The organism is Clostridium sp. UBA5712 (genome assembly GCF_002419845.1).
GTDB classification, from domain to species: domain Bacteria; phylum Bacillota; class Clostridia; order Clostridiales; family Clostridiaceae; genus Clostridium_J; species Clostridium_J sulfidigenes.
Window position 1 is genome coordinate 313,744 of the sequence record NZ_DIGW01000011.1, and the last position, 19,726, is coordinate 333,469.

General features: G+C 27.8%; 17 protein-coding genes. 1 reads left to right on the plus strand and 16 read right to left on the minus strand.

The window, feature by feature from the left end; genetic code table 11:
• Nucleotides 1-2 precede the first annotated feature (2 nt).
• From B3B03_RS07785 to B3B03_RS07855, 15 genes are all read right to left on the minus strand, one after another.
• Nucleotides 3-1,190: a glycosyltransferase gene (locus B3B03_RS07785; RefSeq protein WP_346876937.1), complete on the minus strand. Its 1,188-nt coding sequence runs from the start codon at nt 1,188-1,190 to the stop codon at nt 3-5.
• Nucleotides 1,191-1,219: 29 nt separating this feature from the next.
• Nucleotides 1,220-2,410: a glycosyltransferase gene (locus B3B03_RS07790; RefSeq protein WP_346846592.1), complete on the minus strand. Its 1,191-nt coding sequence runs from the start codon at nt 2,408-2,410 to the stop codon at nt 1,220-1,222.
• 51 nt (nt 2,411-2,461) lie between these two features.
• Nucleotides 2,462-3,652, minus strand: coding sequence for a glycosyltransferase (locus tag B3B03_RS07795; protein WP_346876938.1), 1,191 nt, complete (start codon nt 3,650-3,652; stop codon nt 2,462-2,464).
• Nucleotides 3,653-3,662: 10 nt separating this feature from the next.
• Nucleotides 3,663-4,775: a polysaccharide pyruvyl transferase family protein gene (locus B3B03_RS07800; protein WP_346846590.1), complete on the minus strand. Its 1,113-nt coding sequence runs from the start codon at nt 4,773-4,775 to the stop codon at nt 3,663-3,665.
• 88 nt (nt 4,776-4,863) lie between these two features.
• Nucleotides 4,864-6,054: a glycosyltransferase gene (locus tag B3B03_RS07805; protein ID WP_346876939.1), complete on the minus strand. Its 1,191-nt coding sequence runs from the start codon at nt 6,052-6,054 to the stop codon at nt 4,864-4,866.
• On the minus strand, nt 6,026-7,186 hold the full coding sequence (locus B3B03_RS07810; RefSeq protein ID WP_346876940.1) for a glycosyltransferase family 1 protein: 1,161 nt from the start codon (nt 7,184-7,186) through the stop codon (nt 6,026-6,028). The genes B3B03_RS07805 and B3B03_RS07810 overlap by 29 nt, the downstream gene beginning before the upstream one ends.
• Before the next feature lie 20 nt (nt 7,187-7,206).
• The gene (locus B3B03_RS07815) at nt 7,207-8,292 is read right to left on the minus strand and encodes an EpsG family protein (RefSeq protein WP_346846587.1); all 1,086 of its coding nucleotides are present in this window, start codon (nt 8,290-8,292) and stop codon (nt 7,207-7,209) included.
• A gap of 13 nt (nt 8,293-8,305) precedes the next feature.
• Entirely contained in the window at nt 8,306-9,202 is an 897-nt protein-coding gene (locus B3B03_RS07820) for a glycosyltransferase family A protein (RefSeq protein ID WP_346876941.1), read from the minus strand.
• A gap of 57 nt (nt 9,203-9,259) precedes the next feature.
• A complete protein-coding gene (locus B3B03_RS07825) occupies nt 9,260-10,366 on the minus strand; it encodes a glycosyltransferase family 4 protein (protein WP_346876942.1) in 1,107 nt (368 codons plus the stop codon).
• A 65-nt stretch (nt 10,367-10,431) separates the two neighbouring features.
• Nucleotides 10,432-11,580, minus strand: coding sequence for a glycosyltransferase family 4 protein (locus B3B03_RS07830; RefSeq protein ID WP_346846584.1), 1,149 nt, complete (start codon nt 11,578-11,580; stop codon nt 10,432-10,434).
• Nucleotides 11,546-12,223 carry an acetyltransferase gene (locus B3B03_RS07835; protein ID WP_346846583.1) on the minus strand — a complete coding sequence of 226 codons (678 nt, stop codon included), beginning with the start codon at nt 12,221-12,223 and terminating at the stop codon, nt 11,546-11,548. The genes B3B03_RS07830 and B3B03_RS07835 overlap by 35 nt, the downstream gene beginning before the upstream one ends.
• Nucleotides 12,224-12,310: 87 nt before the next feature.
• Nucleotides 12,311-13,039, minus strand: a complete 729-nt coding sequence (locus B3B03_RS07840; protein ID WP_346846582.1) for a CpsD/CapB family tyrosine-protein kinase — start codon at nt 13,037-13,039, stop codon at nt 12,311-12,313.
• Nucleotides 13,039-13,725, minus strand: a complete 687-nt coding sequence (locus B3B03_RS07845; protein ID WP_346876943.1) for a YveK family protein — start codon at nt 13,723-13,725, stop codon at nt 13,039-13,041. The genes B3B03_RS07840 and B3B03_RS07845 overlap by 1 nt, the downstream gene beginning before the upstream one ends.
• 15 nt (nt 13,726-13,740) lie before the next feature.
• Nucleotides 13,741-14,337, minus strand: coding sequence for a sugar transferase (locus B3B03_RS07850; RefSeq protein ID WP_346846580.1), 597 nt, complete (start codon nt 14,335-14,337; stop codon nt 13,741-13,743).
• Nucleotides 14,338-14,440: 103 nt separating this feature from the next.
• On the minus strand, nt 14,441-15,547 hold the full coding sequence (locus tag B3B03_RS07855) for a DegT/DnrJ/EryC1/StrS family aminotransferase (RefSeq protein WP_346846902.1): 1,107 nt from the start codon (nt 15,545-15,547) through the stop codon (nt 14,441-14,443).
• Between the two features lie 1,217 nt (nt 15,548-16,764).
• Here B3B03_RS07855 and rbr point away from each other — a divergent pair.
• Nucleotides 16,765-17,304 (plus strand): rubrerythrin, encoded by a 540-nt coding sequence (gene rbr, locus B3B03_RS07860; protein WP_035133587.1) that lies wholly within the window; start codon nt 16,765-16,767, stop codon nt 17,302-17,304.
• Between the two features lie 84 nt (nt 17,305-17,388).
• On the opposite strand, the gene B3B03_RS07865 is transcribed toward rbr, so the two are convergent.
• Nucleotides 17,389-19,707 carry an ATP-dependent DNA helicase gene (locus B3B03_RS07865; protein WP_346876944.1) on the minus strand — a complete coding sequence of 773 codons (2,319 nt, stop codon included), beginning with the start codon at nt 19,705-19,707 and terminating at the stop codon, nt 17,389-17,391.
• Nucleotides 19,708-19,726: the final 19 nt, after the last annotated feature.

Below are 19,726 nucleotides of genomic sequence, written 5' to 3' on the forward strand. Positions count from 1 at the left end.
TTTCAATTAATATAGTTACATAGTTTACTAACTTCACATGTTGTATCTATCTTCTCCCTAGATAAAGCTTTTGAAAAATTCTCACTAACTTTTGGATTATCGATAAGAAATTTAATTTTATCGCATATTTTATCTACAGTACACTCAGCAATTAAACCATTCTGTCCATCCTCAATCTGTTCATTAGATCCAATAAAATTTGTAATAACTATTGGCTTGTTTAAACATTTTGCCTCTGCTATGGTTATACCGTAGCCTTCATGTCTTGAAGGCTGAACATAGATGTCTGAAGCCTTTATGTAGGGATAAGGATTTATAGTTTCTCCTAATAAAATAAAATCGTTTCTCAGATTAAGATTTTCTATAAGCCTCTCATATTCATCTCTATCATTACCTTCTCCAACACAATACCATCTTACTTTATACCCTTGTTTTTTCAATTTATCTAATACGCTTATTGCCAAATCTTGCCCCTTTTCTTTAGATAATCTTCCTATAGTCAAAATTCTTATACCTTTAAAACCATTGTCAAAATCTATTTTTTCTTGAGCCATGTCTTTAATTAATTCATGTGAAACTAAATTGTTAAACACCTGTGATTTAGTAGATGTAACTGGAAACTGCTTATTTAATATTCTCTCTCCATTCTTAGACACTACAAATATCTTATTAAATCTTTCATATAACTTTGTATATAATTTTTTATTTATCTCATGATGTGAAATATCAAAATGTACCCAGGAGATTTTTAGTTTTGCTTTAATTTTATGTGTTATATAAGCATCTATTATCTCAGTTGGACCTGCATAGGCTATTGCTGCATCATATTCTTTCATATTCATTGGAATGCTTTTTAGTATGTTTTTATAATATATATATCTATCATTTGATTTTTTACTCTTAAAATATGAATAAAAAAATCCAAGAATTTTATGATATTTTCTCTTCTTAATATAACTTTTTATAGTCTCATAAGGTGAATCCATAAGAATTGGTTTAATATCTTGAAACCAATTAGTTTCTTCTACTTTTACCCACTGTGGAAGATATTCTAGAAAACCGCCTTTTTTCTCAAGGAGTAAGATTGTAACATTATATTTATCCTTTGGTATAACTGATAATAGTGAAAGCAAGGACTTTTCAACTCCACCAATATTCATACTGCTTAACATAAATAGAACTTTTTTCACTGGCATTACTCCTATCCTTCTATCATTTTTCAGTTCATAATTACTCTACTAATTTTTTCAATTTCTGCTGTTGTATTTATAATCTTACTACTAAGGTTGTTTCTAATTGCCTCATATAAGTCATTATTGTCTAATAGCTTTTTAACCCCTAAATATATGGAATCAGCATCTTCACTAACTATAATTCCATTTTCTTCATTAATTATTTGCTCAGTGGCTCCAGTAAAATTAGTTGTTATAATTGGATTATTAAAGCACCTAGCTTCAGCTAAAGTTATACAGTATCCTTCATGTCTTGATGATTGTACATATATATCACAATCTTTCATATATGGATAAGGATTTAATCTTGATCCTAATAGTACATAATCTTTTTCAATTTTAAATTTATTTATCATTGTCTCATACTCACTTTTAGCTCCACCTTCTCCAACACAATACCAACGTACTTTATACCCTTCACTTTTTAATCTTGCTAAAACAGGTATAGTTAAATCTTGTCCTTTTTCTTTGCTTAATCTTCCTACTGTAAGAATCCTAATTCCGTGAAAATCATCTTTAAAAGAAGCTCCATTATCAGCAAACCTATTAATCTTCTCATGATCTAGAATATTATAAAATACTTGGGTCTTATCCATTACCTTAGGAAAACTCTTTATAAATTTACCTAACCCATCTTTGGATACCACAAAAATTTTATCAAAACTTTTATATAGCTTAGATGCTAATCTTTTGTTAAAATGTATTTTTTCTATATCAAAGTGTATCCATTGTACTTTTTTTTCTGAGTTTATTTTATTTGCTACAAAATATGTTATAAAGTCCATAGGTCCTGCATAAGCTACTGCAATATCATAGTTTTTATCTAAAGCTTTTATATTTTTAAAGATATACCTATAATAGTAGCTAAGATTCCCAGTAATTTTAGTGATGAAATATAAGATGGCAATAATGATACTCTCTAAATATTTATGTTCTGTTACATTTTTCTTTAACACAGATAAAGGTGACTCATTAAAATATGATTTTAAACTCTTATATTCATATACATACTTAACACTAACCCAGTCTGGTATTTTATTTAAAAATCCGCCATATTCCTCTAACATAAGAATAGTAATATCCCATTTAGTTCTATCCATTTCTCTTATCATCGATAGCAGCGCTTTTTCTGTACCACCTATGTTCATATTAATAACCATAAATATTATTTTATACATTTAATCACATCCACAATAGTAATATATTTCTTACTTCATATATTTTAGTTACTATTTAAACAATTCATAAATTTTATATATTTCATTCATTGTATTATAATAGCTTTCTGATTTAAGATTTCTAAGGATCTTATCTCTGAAACTGTGATCATCTAAATATTTTTTTATCCCATTTAATAGTTGTCCTTCATCTTGTTCTACAATTAAACCATCTTGCTCATTTTTAATTAATTCATTAGAAGTATTAAAATTAGTACATACAATTGGTTTTTTCAAGATTTTTGCTTCAATAACAGTTAATCCAAAACCCTCATTTCTTGATGGTTGAACGTATATATCACACATTTTCATGTAAGGATATGGGTTATCACGAGATCCTAATAATATAAAATATTTTTCAAGGTCATATACTTTAACTAAATCTTGCAATTTCGCTTTATCTTGTCCATCTCCAATAACATACCATTTAAACCTATAACCACTACTTCTTAGTAAATTAGCAGTTTTTATTGCTACATCATATCCCTTATATCCTATTACTAATCTGCCTACAGTTAATATATTCACTTCATTAGAATCAATTTCTTTAATTTTTTCTGTTGCCATATTTACAATTATATCCGGATTAACTATATCTTTAATTACTACTATTTTATTTGTATAATTTTTGTTTACATTTATAATTGAATCTTTTGATGCCTCAGAAACTGCAACTATTTTGTCAATTTTATCATAAAACATTTTATCTAACTCTTTATTATAAGTAGTAGCTTTGTAATCACAATTTATCCAAGCTATTTTCTTATTTGCATCTATCTTATCTACCACAAAATAAGTTGGAAATCCTTGTGCAAAGGCAATTGCTATATCATATTTCTTTTCAATCCTTTTTAATATATTTTTTTGATTTATATAAAATATTTGTTGATTGTTTTTAGTTTTTTTACTCTTTAATTTATTTAATCGTATATCTATAGATGATTTTATACGACACATTCTGTATAATAATCCCTTAACTATTGTTTTATCGTAATTTTCATTGTTTAAGTATAAATAAAAATTGGGAATATCTAATATATTAACTTTATTTGGAATATATTTGTCTAATGATTCTCCCTTTTTTAGCATTAACAAATCTACTCTATACTTTGAATAATCAATTACATTTAAAAGAGAAACTAAACTTTTTTCTGAACCTCCGATTGATAAGGAATTAATTACAAATAATATATCTTTTTTCACTATTAATCACCTACTTTTTGATAGATAAAACTTCATTTATATAATTTTTTGAAGAAATAATTTTTGCTTTTAAAATTTTATCCACTTTAGCATAATCTATATCCTCTAACAATTTATCCAAAATATAGTCATTTTCAATATATCTATGTTCTAAATTAAAATCAATTAACAAATCTCTCATCCTTGTATTTATATTCTCTAACCTTCTAACAATTGCCATAGGTTTCTTATATATTAAAGAAAATGCCACTGCATGAAACGAGTTTGATATTACAAATTCTGCATTTCTCACTAAAGATATGAAAGTTTCTGGTCCACTGAATTTGAAGTTTTTATCCTCATATGACCCTCTATAGTGATTTATAGTATATATCTTACATCTTCTATAATGTGAAATTTCCAATGCTAATTTCTTTATAATAGGATTATTATCAAAATCATAAACTAATACATATTTATCTTTAAATTCTGTATTACCAATATCATCCCATATTTTTCTATCTAATAAAAATACAGGATCAACTACCACTTCTACTTTTTTTAACTCTAATTCATTAATGATTTTTTTACCACTTTTTTCTCTCACCGATATTCTATCTAATTTTAGTAGATTTTCTCTTACAAAATTTTTGTATTTATTATCAATAGTTTCTGTCGCAAAACTTGCTGCATAGGAAGCTCTTATTTTAGAATCTGGTACAAAATCGAGATAAAAAGCAGGATCTTTTCCATTATCTCGTAAACAATTCCATATTTGATCACTTCCACATAAATAAACATCTGCTTTAGGAATATTATTTATTAGTTGTATATTAGATGTATATCTATATTTTGATAATGACATAAATTTATTTTTAAAAGTGTCAAAGGCTTTCTTCCTTTTCAATGCTTCTAATTTAAATGGTAATTTTAAAATTATATAAGTAAGTTTTGTTATATAATTTTTGTTCCACTTAGGGTTATCTATTGAAATTATTTTATAATGTCCACTTAAATAATCTGGCTTATAATCAATAATTTCCACATCATTTCCAATCTGCTTTAAATATTCTATTAATGCATATGCTTGTAGTGAAGCTCCATGATTATATACATCATGACAAGTTATTGTACACACTTTCATAATTTTATTCCTTATCTTTTATTTATAGTAAATCATATTTTTCTTTTGAGTAAACTACTTACTAACGGTTCCATATCTTCTCCCTTTCTTAAAATAGCTTATATATTTTTCCTAATTCTTCCATATTACTATAGTTACTCTTTCCACAACACTCTTCCATTTCCTTTTTTAAACGTCTGTCATTGTAAATATTTTCTATTCCAGAAGCTATTCCTTCTACTGATTTATCACATATTAATCCATCAACTCCATCTCTTAACTGACTTTTAGCCGTAGGATAGTTAGTAATGATTACAGCCTTTCCTAGTATTTGAGCCTCAGTAACAGTTACAGCTCGTCCTTCATACCTTGATGGCTGTACATATAAATCACAACCTTTCATATAGGGATATGGATTGATTTTTTTTCCTAGTATTATAAAATCTTTCTCAAGATGATTCTCTTTTATTAACTTTCTTATCATCTCCTCATCTCCCCCATACCCAACTACATACCACTTTATATCTGTAAACCCTTTATCATGCAATGTTCTTAAAGCTCTAACTCCATTATCTATTCCCTTTGCCATTGACAATCTAGCTACTGATAGAAGCTTAAAGCCTTTTCCTTTACTTATATCATCTTCCACTTCTTCTTCAGCCATGAATCTTATAAACTCTGGAGATACAATATTCTCCATTACCACCACCTTATTTTTTAGTTTGTTATATTTCTTTAAAAAGGAATTTTTACATTCTTCCGATACAGCTACTATAGAATCAAATTTATTCCAAAGCTCTATATCCTCTATAACATCAGTATCAATACAGGAATAATCCGTATGAATCCAGGCTATCTTTTTCTTAGCCTTTACCTTATTAGCTACAAAATAATGTGGCCATAGGTAGCTTATAGCTACATCATACTCTTTATTTAAACAAGGTAAATATTTCAATGAAAATTGCCACATCCTCTGCATCTGTACATGCCCAGATTCTTCTAAACTATTTTTCTTAGCATATTTAGAAGCATCCATTCTAGCTTTAATACGTGCTAATCCTAAACTAATTTTTTTATCCTTAAATATCTCTAATATAGATTTTCGAAAGGTGGTGTATTCTTCTATCTCATCTAAAATGTTAAATTTGCCCCTTAATAACTTCATAAAATCTCCTTTATGTCTATATAACATCAAATCTACATTATAATTGTTATAATCAAAGCTTTCTAAAATATTTATAAGACTTCTCTCTACTCCCCCAACTTCCATATCAAAGGATGCTATTAGCACATTTTTCATATTTATTCCCTTCTAATTCTATTCCATATAATTTATATAGTTTACCTTTAACGTCCTCAATTCTATATCCATGAAACTCAAATGTTCTTTTTATTAACATCTTATCAACCTTGGATTGTTCTAACATTTTCATTACTGTATTACTCCAAATTTCTATACCTGCTTCAAGATTCAATCTCTTAAGTAGATCTAGATGTAAATCTGCTTCCGGCTGAATAGCTGTAGATGTTAAACATGGTACTCCTGAAGCTTGTGCCTCTAAAAGTACAAGGCCTAATCCCTCATAGGTGGATGGTAATATAAATAAATCTATTTCCTTAAGTATGTTATTCACATCATCTCTAATACCTAACAGATGTATGTTATTCTCTAAGTTTAATTTTTTAATTTTTTCTTCTATAGGCCCCCTTAAGTCTCCATCACCAATTAAAATGCATTTAAATTTAGGATTTATTCTCACTAAGTTTGACATTAAATTAATTAGAAAATTATGATTTTTCACACGAATAAATCTTCCTACATTTCCAATTAAAATATCATCATTGTTTATTCCTAATTTTTTTCTTATATAGCTACTACCTTCATTATTAATAAATCTTTCATAATCAATATAATTAGGTAATTTACAGTATCTATCATCTTTAAGTGTACTGTATCCAAATAAATACTTACCTGCTGCATCGCTACATGACAAAAAGTTTGTGGAAAACCCCTTTATTAATCCCTTCATTATGGATATGTATAATCTTTTTATTAGACTTTTACTACAATCCTTAGTAGTATGGGCATGAGATATCCTTACCTTTACTCCAACTAGTTTTGCAGCCAATACTCCAACTCCACAATTAAATAAAGTATGAGCATGAACAGCACTATACTCATCATCATTCTTTATAATCTTCATTAAATTTATTACGGATTTTATCACACCTACTTCACTTGGAGGATCTAACTTTATTATTATTCCACCTAATTTTCTAATTTCTTCATCATAATAGCCTTCCTTATGGTAATAAGAAACAAAGTCAAATTGAATCTCCTTATAAACCTTTCTATATAAATTCATAAGCATAGTTTCGGTACCACCCACGTCCATTCCACCTACAATATGAAGCACCTTATTTCTTTTCATTTCTCATCTCTCCTTACTTTTCATCTATGATTGGGAGTATAATAGAAAATAGATTTTATATCTAAAACACTCTTATATTGCATATTAAGTCCTATTACTTGCTCTCTATAAAAGAATATTAGATAACACACTATGAATGCTAAATATATTGTTCGTCTTTGCTTACCCTCTAGACAATTCTGTATTATATACGGCAATAGTATAAAGTTGTATAATTGTAAATATAATGAAAACCTATTAAATATCCAATTTGACATACCAAAGGCTACAAATATGCAATTTAAAAGAGCCATATTAACAAATACATTACTCTGTGGCCACTTTTCTTTTAGTTCATTCCTTTTTAAATATGCAAATATAATTGGAACCATGTTTACAAAGGTTCTCATTATACTTGATCCTCCTTCGTCAAAATCTGAATAATACCCATAATTAGTATTTTCTATAATCTTAAACAAGTAACTGCTTAGCACCTCATAAAAAAGAAGTCCTAATACAGCAATTCCAATTATCATGTATATTTTCTTTGACCAAGGTTTTAATCTTGCTATAAAATATATCGGAATCATAAATAGAGCTGATTGATGAATAGTTGAAATTATAAGTACACTTAATAAGTATTTTTTAAAGCTACCATCTATAATAAACTTTACGCATAGAAATAAAAGAGCTGCTGCTAAACACTGTCTCAGTCCATTCATGGTAACTGTAAAATAACCTGCTGCTATATACATAAATATTTCTAGTTCTATATAACCCCTGTACTTGTTTAATACATAGACATTACATAGTTGAGTTATTAGAGCTACTACAAATACAATAGTTTGTGGATTATTGGAAAATTGAATTAAAATTAAATTTAATAGGACAAAACCATAGTCTCCATTAGCTTTAGAAAAACTAGGATTTTCTACTAAAAGATTATAGGTGTGCTTATACATACCTGTATCTCCAATACCAGACCTTAGCCCTGAAAATAATACTAAAACCGAAACTACAAGAGAAATCCAAAATATAGCTATAAGCTTGTACTTTTTATCATTAGCCATTCTAGCAAGCAATGATAATATAAAAGTTGAAGCTAAGGTAGCATAATATATTCCCATTTTTTTCTCCTTTCTATAAGTTTCTTATATCTCTAGTTCTAAAGATTATATAACTATATAAAATACATCCCAGAGGAATAGCTGCTAACATAATCCCTTTGTATGGAACCTCACTTAAAAAATTCTTATCCTTTACAATTAAATTACTAGATACATAATGGACACATTCTTTAAATCTGTATAATAAAGATGTATTAGGTATCTTTAAGTTTTCTATTCTATAGAAGCACCATCCCTTAGGATTATTTCTGTATTGTCTAAGCATATTCTTAGTAGACCCATCTTCCATGTATTCTACAATACAAACAGGTTCATTAACTAAAGCTAGTTTGTACTTCTCATCTAGTTTATGACACTTATAAGCTAGTCCTACATATTTCTCATCTTCAAACTCTGGATATGGATATTTTTTTGTAAGCTCAGTCCTATATATAAGTTTTTTATCTCCTTTAATACCATATTTATGATATATATCAAATAAAGTAGCTTCCCTTAATCCTTCTGAAAACTTTGTTCCTATTATCTCACCAGTTTCATATAAATCAAGAGCTGCAATTCCTGCTATATTTTCTGCCTTTCTTTCTTCCCAAGCCTTTAGAATTTTTTCTACTCCATCATCTGTCATATAATCATCTGAATCTATACATATATTTAGTTCTGTATCAATATTTTCATAGGCAGTATTATGAGCACTATGCATACCGCCATTTTTTTTATATATATAATCTATTTGAAAGTCTGCTTCCTCTTTCCAATTTATAATCAGCTCTTTAGTATCATCTGTTGATCCATCATCTATTACCAACCATTTGAAATTTTTATTTGTCTGTCTTCTCAAACTTTCATAACACTTATATATGAGTTCTTTTCTATTATAAGTTGGCGTAAAAACTGTTAAAATTGGTTTCATTAATATCCTCCATCCTAAATCATGCTTTTTATATATCTGCTTTTATTTTCAAATAAATCACTTACTAATACTATCATAGACTTTTTCAATTTTCTTACAGTAGTTTTTTATATTATAGTTGGTTTTTATAAATTCACGTCCATTTTTCCCAAGATCAATTCTTAATTGTTTATCCTCTTTCAAATTTCTTAATTCTTCCATAAAACTTCTATAATCTCCTGGCTTTATGAGCCTTCCTCTATGAGAGTTTATAACTTCACTTATACTTCCTACATCCATAGCTACAACAGGTATTCCAAATGCCATAGCTTCCAGTATTACCATTGGAAGACCTTCGTAAAGCGAAGGTAGAAAAAACACATCTATAATAGGGAAAAAATCATATACATTTTCTTCGAATCCTGTAAATATAAAAAACTCACCCAATTCTAATTTTTTTACCATAGACCTAATTTCTTCTTCTTGTGTTCCGCTTCCAATTATGAAAATTTTTGTATCTATAAATTTTTCCTTATATTTATCAAATTCTTTTATAAAAGGTATAAGTCCCTTTTCTTCATCTAATCTACCTACAAATCCTATTACTTTTCCATTCTGTGGAATGATATATTTTGTAGCTATCCACGCCCTTTTATTACTTTTAAAATTTATTATTTCTTCTACATCCATAGCATTAGATAATATAGATATTTTTTCCCTATTAAGATAATTTGTATTTTCTTTATAAAAATCATATACAACCTTACCACAAGTAATATTGTAATCATATTTTGGCCTTAATAACTTATCAATACTACTATTTAATCCATTACTATTTATCCATGGATAGCAACTATGAATATGTGATATTACCTTTATATCTACTCCATATATACTCTTTACTAAATAAGCATGTATTGAAGCATTATTATCATGAGCATGGACTATTTTTATATCATTATCCCTTATAATATTTTTAAGATACTTTATATTTTTTAAAATATGCTTCTTAGAAAAACTTAAGGAATAGCTATTTATATTATTATCCTCAAAACTTTTTTTAAGCTTGTCCCCACCACATAGGACTATCGACTCATAATTAGTTAAATTCTTACAAATTAGCAGCACCATTTTTTCAGCTCCACTTAGCTTATTCATTGGTAATATATGAAGACACCTTTTCATATTTTTACATCCCTTCAATATATATTTTCATTGCTACTTATTAAATTCTAGTAATAAGTTATGCTTTATAAATTTATATTTTTTTCAGGCAAATAGTAGTCTTGTAAATCTAAAGTATCATATATATACTCCAACTCACTTATTACATTATTTAAATCATATTTCTCTATTTCCTTAGGTGTATTAAAGCTTCTATCTCCTTCTAGATAATATTCCTCTATAGCTCTTGCAGTAGCTTCATAATCTCCCACTTCTACTAGCTTACCTATACTTTCATTTTCTATAAGATCTCTTATTCCTCTTATATTAGTACCTATAACTTTTTTCCTATGTGACATAAACTCCATTATACTTTTAGGCAACCCTTCTCTATAGGAGAGTAATATCCCTATATCTGAAATTTTTATAAGCTCATTTATGTTTTCTCTATAACCTAAAAAACTTATATTTTCTTCTACTCCCCTTTTTACTATTTCCTCTTTTAACTCTTTTAGCTTATTTCCTTCTCCTACACTAATTGCCTTAATCTTTGGATACTTATCTTTTATAAGTTCCAACGCCTTTATAAGCTGAAGTTGGTTTTTATTATGATTTAATTCTGCTATCATAAGTATTATAAAATCATCTTTATCAAAAGAGAGCTTCTTTATATTAAGCACTTCTGCCTTTAGTTCAGTCCGTCTAATATCCTCTATATTTATACCTACTCCATTAACTAAGTAACACATTTTAGGCTTTAACTTATTTTTAGTTATTTCATAGTCTTCATTATTAATATTTATTATTACATCTGTAAATCTAGCCATAAGCTTCTCCATAGGATAAAACATACACCATGCTATCTTAGGTGCACCTTTATAAAAGTGATAGCCATGAGCTGTATATATAATTTTTATTTTAGGAAACCAAAGTTTTAATATTCTTCCGTATAATGCTGCTATAGGTGTATGAACATGGACAACATCATATTTATTTATTTTTTGTATAAATCTTAATCTCCAAAAAGCTTTAAAATTTCTTAAACTTAAAGGTTTTCTACAAAATGGTACATTGTATACTTTAACTCCTTTGGATATTAATCTCTTGTCTATAGGTTTATCTATAAAGCATGCGCAATCAACAACATATCCTTTATCTATTAACATTTCTATATGTGGAATTAAAAATGCATTAATTGTTCTACTTACTGTTGTTATATATAATATCTTTTTCATAAACTTCCTCTTCCCTTATGACCCTTGCAGGAACTCCTACAGCAGTACTATAAGCTGGGATATCCTTTACTACTACAGAGCCAGCTCCTATTATTGCTCCCTTTCCTATTTTTAAATTTTGAATTACCGTAGAGCAGGATCCCATAAGTACTCCTTCTTCAATAATATCTCCTCCTGAAATATTTACGTTCCATAACAAGGATACATAATCTTTTATAATAGAATCATGACCAATACCACATTTAGGACTTATTATTACATGTTCTCCGATTTTAATATCTGTTGTTAAAATTGCTCCTTCATATATTATTGTCCCATGTCCCACAGTCATAAAATCATGTATGGATACTCTTGGATGAATTAAAGTTGCGAATTTAAACTTTCCCTCTAACTTTGAAACTATTTCTTTCTTTACTCTATAGTTTGATATAGCTACAACAACATATATGTCTTTACTAATGTAATTTAATAACTCAACATTTCCTATAATTCTATGTCCGTTTAAAGTTTTCCCTAAATTTGTTGGATTATCATCTAGGAATCCAATTATATTCCAAGTTGGTTTAAAATTATTAATTTGATTTATTATTAATGCAACTTCTCTTCCAACTCCTCCTGCTCCTATAATGATAACTTTTTTCATAGCAACTTCCTCTTTTTCACATTTAATAAAACAAATCTATGACAATTGATTTTTAAAGTCAAAGATTAATATGTTTAATTTGATATTTTAAGCATTAACTTTTTTTGTTTTATATTTTTCATAATTTCTTCTTCTTGATTTTTTACTAAGAAAACTCTTTTTTTCTTTAGTATAATATTTATAATAAGAATCTGTTCTCTTTATGTCGCAACTATTCAGTATACTTCCAACTACATTTGCATTTACCTTTTTTAATTCTTTATATGCTAAATTAATATCTTTTTCTCTAGTTTTACCGTACTTCACCACTATAATTGTTGCATCTGCTTTACCTGCAAGAATGCTGGCATCAGTAACAGCTAGTAACGGTGGAGTATCTAATATTATATAGTCATAGATACTTCCTATATTTTTTAAAAATCCTTCAAAAGTTTTCGAACCTAAAATTTCTGCAGGATTAGGAGGAATAGTACCTGATGATATTACTGATAGGTCAGAAGTAAATTCTTGTATAGATTCTTTTAAATTATCTTTATCAATTAAACAATCCGTAATTCCCTTTAAATTAGAAAGCCTAAATTTTTTATGTAAAGATGGTCTTCTAAGATCACAATCTATAATTAAAACTTTATTTCCACTTTCACTTAAACAAAGTGCTAAATTACCAGCAATTGTTGATTTCCCCTCTCCTGGTACTGAACTAGTTATTACAATGGTCTTTATTGCTTTATCAACAGATGAATATTTTAAACTTGTGCGTATGGATTTATAAGATTCAGCAGATATAGAATGTGGCATTTTATTGTATATAAACATTACTCTCTTCCTCCCTTAAATCCTTTTTCGTGCTTAGGTATATTTCCTAATACTGGTACTGGCAAAACTTTTTCTAATCTAGAGTTACTCTTAATAGTGTCATCAAGATAATCTATAAAAAATATTAATCCCAAAGAAAATATTACACCAACTCCGAAGTACATAAGCATTAGCTTCTTTTTATTAGGTACTATGGGATATACTTTACTACTATCTATAATTCTCGGCTTAGCATCTGGAATTATAGTTTTTGCTTGCTCATTAAACTCTTCACATATAGCTGTTAGTACCTGTTCTGCTCCCTCCATATCATTAGTATTATATGTTACTGTAAATATAGGTGTATTCTCTGATGCAGAAAACCCTAATGAATTTTTCACTTCCCAAGACGACTTGTTAATTTTATATTTTTTCAATGTTTCATTTAAAAAATCATCTACCCTAATTATTTCATTAAAGGTATTCATAAATTCATTGTAATATTGAATTTCATTCTGAGAATAATAGTCCATTAGATTATTTCCTCTACCAACGTAAATTTTCGCTGTAGCTTGATAACTTGTAGTCATTAATGAAGCTTTATAACCACCTAAACATGATATAGCTCCAGTAATTAATATTAAAATCCAAATTTTTTTCTTTAGTAAATATACTATTTCATCAAAATTTATCAATTTTTCATCCATAAATTTCATCCTCCTTTAATTGCTTCCATTAAAGTATTCCATGGTAATATTATCATCTTGGTTTATTCCATCTTTTTTAATAACTTTATATATGGTTAAAAATAAAATTTTCAAATCTAAAAGTAGGGACCAGTTACACACGTACCATATGTCTAATTTAAATTTTTCTGTCCATGATATAGCATTTCTACCATTAATTTGTGCCCACCCTGTAATTCCTGGTAGAACCTGATGCCTTTTTAACTGCTCTTGTGAGTATAAACTTAAATACTCTTTTAAAAGAGGTCTTGGTCCTACTAAACTCATATCTCCTTTTATAACATTTATAAGCTCTGGTATTTCATCAAGGCTTAATGCCCTCAGTGTTTTTCCTATTGTTGTGTGCCTCTTTTCATCTGGTAATACCTTCCCATTTTCATCCTTTATATCTTTCATTGTTCTAAACTTAATCATTTTAAAAATCTTATTCCTTTTTCCTACCCTCTCTTGTATAAAAAAAATTGGTTTTCCTAATTTAATCTTTATTATCAGTGCTATAATAATTAACATAGGTAATAAAATAATAAGTCCTAATATTGAAATAGCAACATCAAATATTCTTTTTATAAACATATTCTCCTCAAACTTTCTTAAATTTTATCTCTGTCTTTTTAAATGTAAATTTATTTTTTAAATTTTATATTAACCAAGTATAAATTACTTATAATTCCAAACTTTATTTAAATAATCTTTTTATAGCATCTATTACCCTTTGTTGATCTTCAATTGTCATTTTTGTATCTGATGGAAGACAAATTCCTCTTTCAAATATATCTTCACATACACTTATACCTACATCATTGTGATTAAAAAAACTAAATCCTTTATAATAAGGTTGAAGGTGGATAGGCTTCCAAACATGTCTAGATTCTATATTTTCTTTTTCTAAAGCTTTTATTATATCTATAGGTTTAATTTTGCATCCTTTAGATAAAGTCATCACACTAAGCCAATAATTTGATGTTCCATAGTCACAAATTTCTTCCATATCAATCCACGGAATATTCCTAAAATTTCTATCATAAAATTCAAAAATACTTTTTTTCTTAGCTATTCGTTGATTCAATATTTTAAGTTGACCTCTACCTATTCCTGCTAAAATATTACTCATTCTATAGTTATATCCAAGCTCTGAATGTTGATAATATCTAGCCTTGTCTCTAGCTTGAGTGGCCCAAAATCTTGCTTTCTCTATGGCATTCATATTATTTGATACAAGCATTCCACCAGCAGAAGTAGTTATTATCTTATTTCCATTAAAAGAGAATACTCCAAATTCACCCATGGTTCCAGTTTGCTTACCCTTATAAGTTGCACCTAATGATTCTGCAGCATCTTCTACAATAGGCACATCATAAAAGTTGCAAATTTTTATTATTTCGTCCATATCTGCACTTTGACCATATAAATGAACTACAATTACCGCTTTAGGCTTCATATTTTTTTCTTCATAATATTCAAAAGCTCTTTTTAATGCTTTGGGAGACATATTAAAACTTTCAGGTTCTGAATCAATAAATACTGGAACAGCTCTTTCATATATTATTGGGTTACAACTTGCTACAAAAGTTAATGATGAACAAAAAACTAAATCATTATTTTTTACATCTAATAGCTTCAATGCCATATGAATTGCTGAAGTTCCAGAGCTTAGTGCCAAGCCTCTTTTTACTTTTACATAGTTTGCTATCTCATTCTCAAAATTCTCTACATTAGGACCCATTGGTGCTATCCAATTAGTATCAAAAGCCTCAAGTACGTACTTAATTTCTTCCTCACCCATATGTGGCGATGAAAGGTATATTTTCCTTCTGCTATCTTCATTAATTATTTCACTAAACCTATTTTGCTCTGCTAATTCTAAAATTTCTTTACTTTCATCTATTTTGTAGAACTTTATTGATTGAATAATATCCTTGTTACTTTTCATATTTTCCACTATATACTTCGCCTCCTTTCATAGGATAATATGTAAAAAGACTCTTTCCTTTTCCTTAAAACTTTTATATTAAAATCCCTAACCACGAATCAATATTAAGTTTTATTATTATAAAATCTGATTAAAATTTTTGTTTATATATTAAATCCACTATTTTTGTATAAATAATTAACATATAGTTCTACATTACAATATTACCACTTTTTTACATTTGTTTCATTTAGTTTTCTTCGTCTTTTTATCCTAGGAAATAACAATGCCCTTTTGCATGATACTTTATTTGTATGTATATGCACTTATTTATACATACTTCTACTTTATATAACTAATTATTTTAATAATAAAATTCTTCTTTCACCCTAAAGTTACAATAAAACTTTTATAATATTGAATAAAAGTTTTATTATATAGTAAAAGAGTGTGCCTAGCATTGCTATGACACACTCTAATAAAATTTATTTGTTGCACTACTCTCTACTTTAGTTTTAGGCTCTATGTTTAATGAAAGTGATAGAATTTGGAGAGAATTTATATTTTCATATAACAAATAGATATATATTAAACTATTTATATATGTTAATAGGAAACTATATAAATAGTTAACTATTTGTTGTGGCCTCAAGGGTTTCAGAGATTTTCTTATTTTGAAAAAAGTAAAATTAGCCAATGATATTCTATCACTCTGGAACTAATTCTAATCTTTTATCCAATTTATCAACTAGTATAATGTTAGTAACCTCTACATTTCCTCTATTAATAACTATAAATCATTTTAATCTATAATTTTATTAAGCTATACATATAGATTCTCTGTATAGTATGAGATTTTCATTAGAATTGTACCATTTAACTATTGTTAAAATTCATATATAATTTCATAATGATAATATATAAGTGTAAATATTATGGGAATTATAAATAAATGTTAATATTTGTTTATAATTATTTACATTCCATTTTTTATATGGTACACTATATTTAAATTGTTAGATAATAATAATTATTAAATAATAACTTACTTTTAATGGTAATGTTATAGAATAAGAAAGTGGGGAATAAAGATGGGAAATCTAAAAGGAACTAAAACAGAAGCTAATTTAGCAACAGCATTCGCAGGAGAATCTCAAGCTAGAAATAAATATACTTTTTATGCTTCAAAAGCTAAAAAGGAAGGATATGAGCAAATTGCTGCTCTTTTCACTGAAACTGCAAATAATGAAAAAGAACATGCAAAAATATGGTTCAAGCTTCTTCATGATGGCATAGGTGATACTATGGAAAACCTTAAAGATGCAGCTGCTGGTGAAAACTATGAGTGGACTGATATGTATGCTACTTTTGCAAAAGAAGCTAGAGAAGAAGGCTTTGATAAAATTGCAAACTTATTTGAAGGTGTAGGTAAAATTGAAAAAGAGCATGAAGAAAGATATTTAGCTTTATTAAAAAATATTGAAGACGGAAAAGTATTTGAAAAAGAAGAAAAAGTGGTATGGCAATGCGCTAATTGCGGATTCATCTATGAAGGAGAAAAAGCACCAAATGCATGTCCTGTTTGTGCACATCCTCAAAGCTACTTCCAATTATTAGCTAAAAACTATTAATATTAAAATAACAAGGGTATTGAATCAAGAATTAATTCTAGATTCGATACCCTTATTTAATATGTTTTATTCTATATTAAAGTCTTATTCTATAGGCATTAACTTTTGATATATTTCACTTCTATACCTCTTATCTAAAAGCATTATGGTACCCTTATCTTCTTCAGTTCTAATAACCCTTCCCATAGCCTGTATAACTTTGTTCATTCCTGGAAATGTATACGCATAGTGAAATCCCGGTTCCCCTATTTCGTTAAAATATTCTTCTATTAATTTTCTTTCAAAGGATATTTTAGGTAATCCAACTCCCACTATAATCGCTCCCTTAAGTCTATCCCCAATTAAATCTATTCCTTCTGAAAATACTCCTCCTAGAACTACAAAACCTATAGTTCTCTCCTTACTATTTTTATCTACATCCATCAAAGAAAATCTTTCCAAGAATTCTTCTCTTTCTTCCTCTGTCATAACACTTTCTTGTAAGTATATATTATGTTCACTAAAATTCTTACAGTAAACTTCATATACTTTTGTCATATATTCATAGGAAGGAAAAAACACTAAAAAGTTTCCCTCATAATTATTTAGAGTTTCATTGATATATTTACAGATTGGGTAATAACTTTTCTCTCTGTACTTGTATCTAGTATCAATGTCATATTTTAGAATCAAATTTCTATTTTCTGGTGGAAAGGGAGACTGAAGTTTTATGCTATAACTTTTATCATCTCCACCTAGTAGATTTTTAAAATAATTCATTGGAGACAGAGTGGCTGAAAAAAATATATTACTTATATTACCTTTTATACACTGTTTTATCACATTACTTGGGTTTAAACAGAATATTTTTATCCGGATATCCATATCTTCATTATTACAGTATAGTACAAAATCCTCTGAAAATAACTCTCCAATTCTAATAAAATCTAAGAAAGAAAAATATACATTTAAAAATATTTCATCTATGGTTTCACCAATGTGTTCTTTTAAATAATTTTCACCTTCTGTTGCAAAAAGCCTGAAAAGAACTAGCATTTCTCCGGGTCCTTCATCTATTACTATATTACCCTTTTCACCTATTGTATATTCCTTTAGTTTCTTAATTATTTTATTTATTATACCTATTAGTTTTTTATTTTTATATTTAAATTCTTTTTTTAATTCTTTCAAATCACTTTCTTTTATCTCAGCAGAATACATTTCTCTTCCACGGTCTACTAAATTATGTGCCTCATCAATAAGAAATATATATGGTGTATCATCAAATGCCATTCTCTTTATCATAGCTTTAGGATCAAAGAAATAGTTATAATCACCTATTATAAAATCACACCAAGCAATTAAATCTAAGGAAAGTTCAAAAGGGCATACCTTAAATTGCCTGCTGTACTCCTCAATAATCTGTTGATTAAAAACTTCATTGTTTTCTATCATAGCTAATATGGCGTCATTAACTCGATCAAAATGTCCCTTTGCATATTCACAGGCATCGCCATTACATATTCTTTCCTCTAGAAAACAAATCTTATCTTTTGCAGTAATAGTTAATGTTCTAAGCCTCATACCAGAGTCTCTTAATATGCCTAAGGTATTTTCAGCCACTCCTTTAGTAATATTTTTTGCTGTAAGATATATAAGCTTAGCTGAATTATTTATAGTAAAAGACTTTATTGCAGGAAAAATTGTTGAAATAGTTTTTCCTGTCCCCGTAGGTGCTTCAATGTAAATATCTTTTTTCTCTTTAATAGTTCTATATATATTTATAGCTAGTTCCCTTTGACCCTTCCTATAATTTTTAAAAGGAAAATCTAACTTTTCAATAGAGTTATTTCTTAGTTCTATCCAACTACTCTGAAGATGAATCCACCTTGTATACCTGCCCATCACTTCATTGAAAAATTCCTTTAGTTTTTCCCTTAAAAAAGTTTTTGAAAAGGTCTTTGTATGCAAACTTTCTCTGTGACAATATATAAGATCTATATCTATTTCACTTAGGTTTTCTTCTTCACAATAGATATGCCCATATAGTTTTCCTTGGGCCCAGTGAAGAAAGTTTTCATTTTCTTCAAGTGTAAGTAAGTCCTTCATGGTAGTCTTTATCTCTATTATTTTAACTCTAGTGTTACTACCTTTCTGTGAACTAATAATAACACCGTCGGCTCTCCCTTCTAAAATAATATTTATTTCCTTATAGCATAACTCTCTTGATAGATACATCTCATTAATATAGATCTTCTCTTCTGATTCATCACATTGCTCTTTAAGTTCCTTTTGTATGACTTTATGAAGTCTAGTCCCCTCTTGAGCTGATGCAATACCCCCTATTCTATCATCAATATCCCCTTGTCTATAAATAAATTCTATTAAATTTCTAACAGATATTCTCATATTATTTTCTATCATATTCTTCTCCTAAAAGGTA

Excerpts from the sequence above, each read along its gene's own strand:
- B3B03_RS07790 (WP_346846592.1), bottom strand. The coding sequence starts at position 2,410 with ATGTATAAAATAATATTTATGGTTATTAATATGAACATAGGTGGTACA.
- B3B03_RS07800 (WP_346846590.1), bottom strand. The coding sequence starts at position 4,775 with ATGAAAGTGTGTACAATAACTTGTCATGATGTATATAATCATGGAGCT.
- B3B03_RS07805 (WP_346876939.1), bottom strand. The coding sequence starts at position 6,054 with ATGAAAAATGTGCTAATAGCATCCTTTGATATGGAAGTTGGGGGAGTA.
- B3B03_RS07810 (WP_346876940.1), bottom strand. The coding sequence starts at position 7,186 with ATGAAAAGAAATAAGGTGCTTCATATTGTAGGTGGAATGGACGTGGGT.
- B3B03_RS07815 (WP_346846587.1), bottom strand. The coding sequence starts at position 8,292 with ATGGGAATATATTATGCTACCTTAGCTTCAACTTTTATATTATCATTG.
- B3B03_RS07820 (WP_346876941.1), bottom strand. The coding sequence starts at position 9,202 with ATGAAACCAATTTTAACAGTTTTTACGCCAACTTATAATAGAAAAGAA.
- B3B03_RS07825 (WP_346876942.1), bottom strand. The coding sequence starts at position 10,366 with ATGAAAAGGTGTCTTCATATATTACCAATGAATAAGCTAAGTGGAGCT.
- B3B03_RS07830 (WP_346846584.1), bottom strand. The coding sequence starts at position 11,580 with ATGAAAAAGATATTATATATAACAACAGTAAGTAGAACAATTAATGCA.
- B3B03_RS07835 (WP_346846583.1), bottom strand. The coding sequence starts at position 12,223 with ATGAAAAAAGTTATCATTATAGGAGCAGGAGGAGTTGGAAGAGAAGTT.
- B3B03_RS07840 (WP_346846582.1), bottom strand. The coding sequence starts at position 13,039 with ATGTTTATATACAATAAAATGCCACATTCTATATCTGCTGAATCTTAT.
- B3B03_RS07845 (WP_346876943.1), bottom strand. The coding sequence starts at position 13,725 with ATGGATGAAAAATTGATAAATTTTGATGAAATAGTATATTTACTAAAG.
- B3B03_RS07850 (WP_346846580.1), bottom strand. The coding sequence starts at position 14,337 with ATGTTTATAAAAAGAATATTTGATGTTGCTATTTCAATATTAGGACTT.
- B3B03_RS07855 (WP_346846902.1), bottom strand. The coding sequence starts at position 15,547 with ATGGGTGAGGAAGAAATTAAGTACGTACTTGAGGCTTTTGATACTAAT.
- rbr (WP_035133587.1), top strand. The coding sequence starts at position 16,765 with ATGGGAAATCTAAAAGGAACTAAAACAGAAGCTAATTTAGCAACAGCA.
- B3B03_RS07865 (WP_346876944.1), bottom strand. The coding sequence starts at position 19,707 with ATGATAGAAAATAATATGAGAATATCTGTTAGAAATTTAATAGAATTT.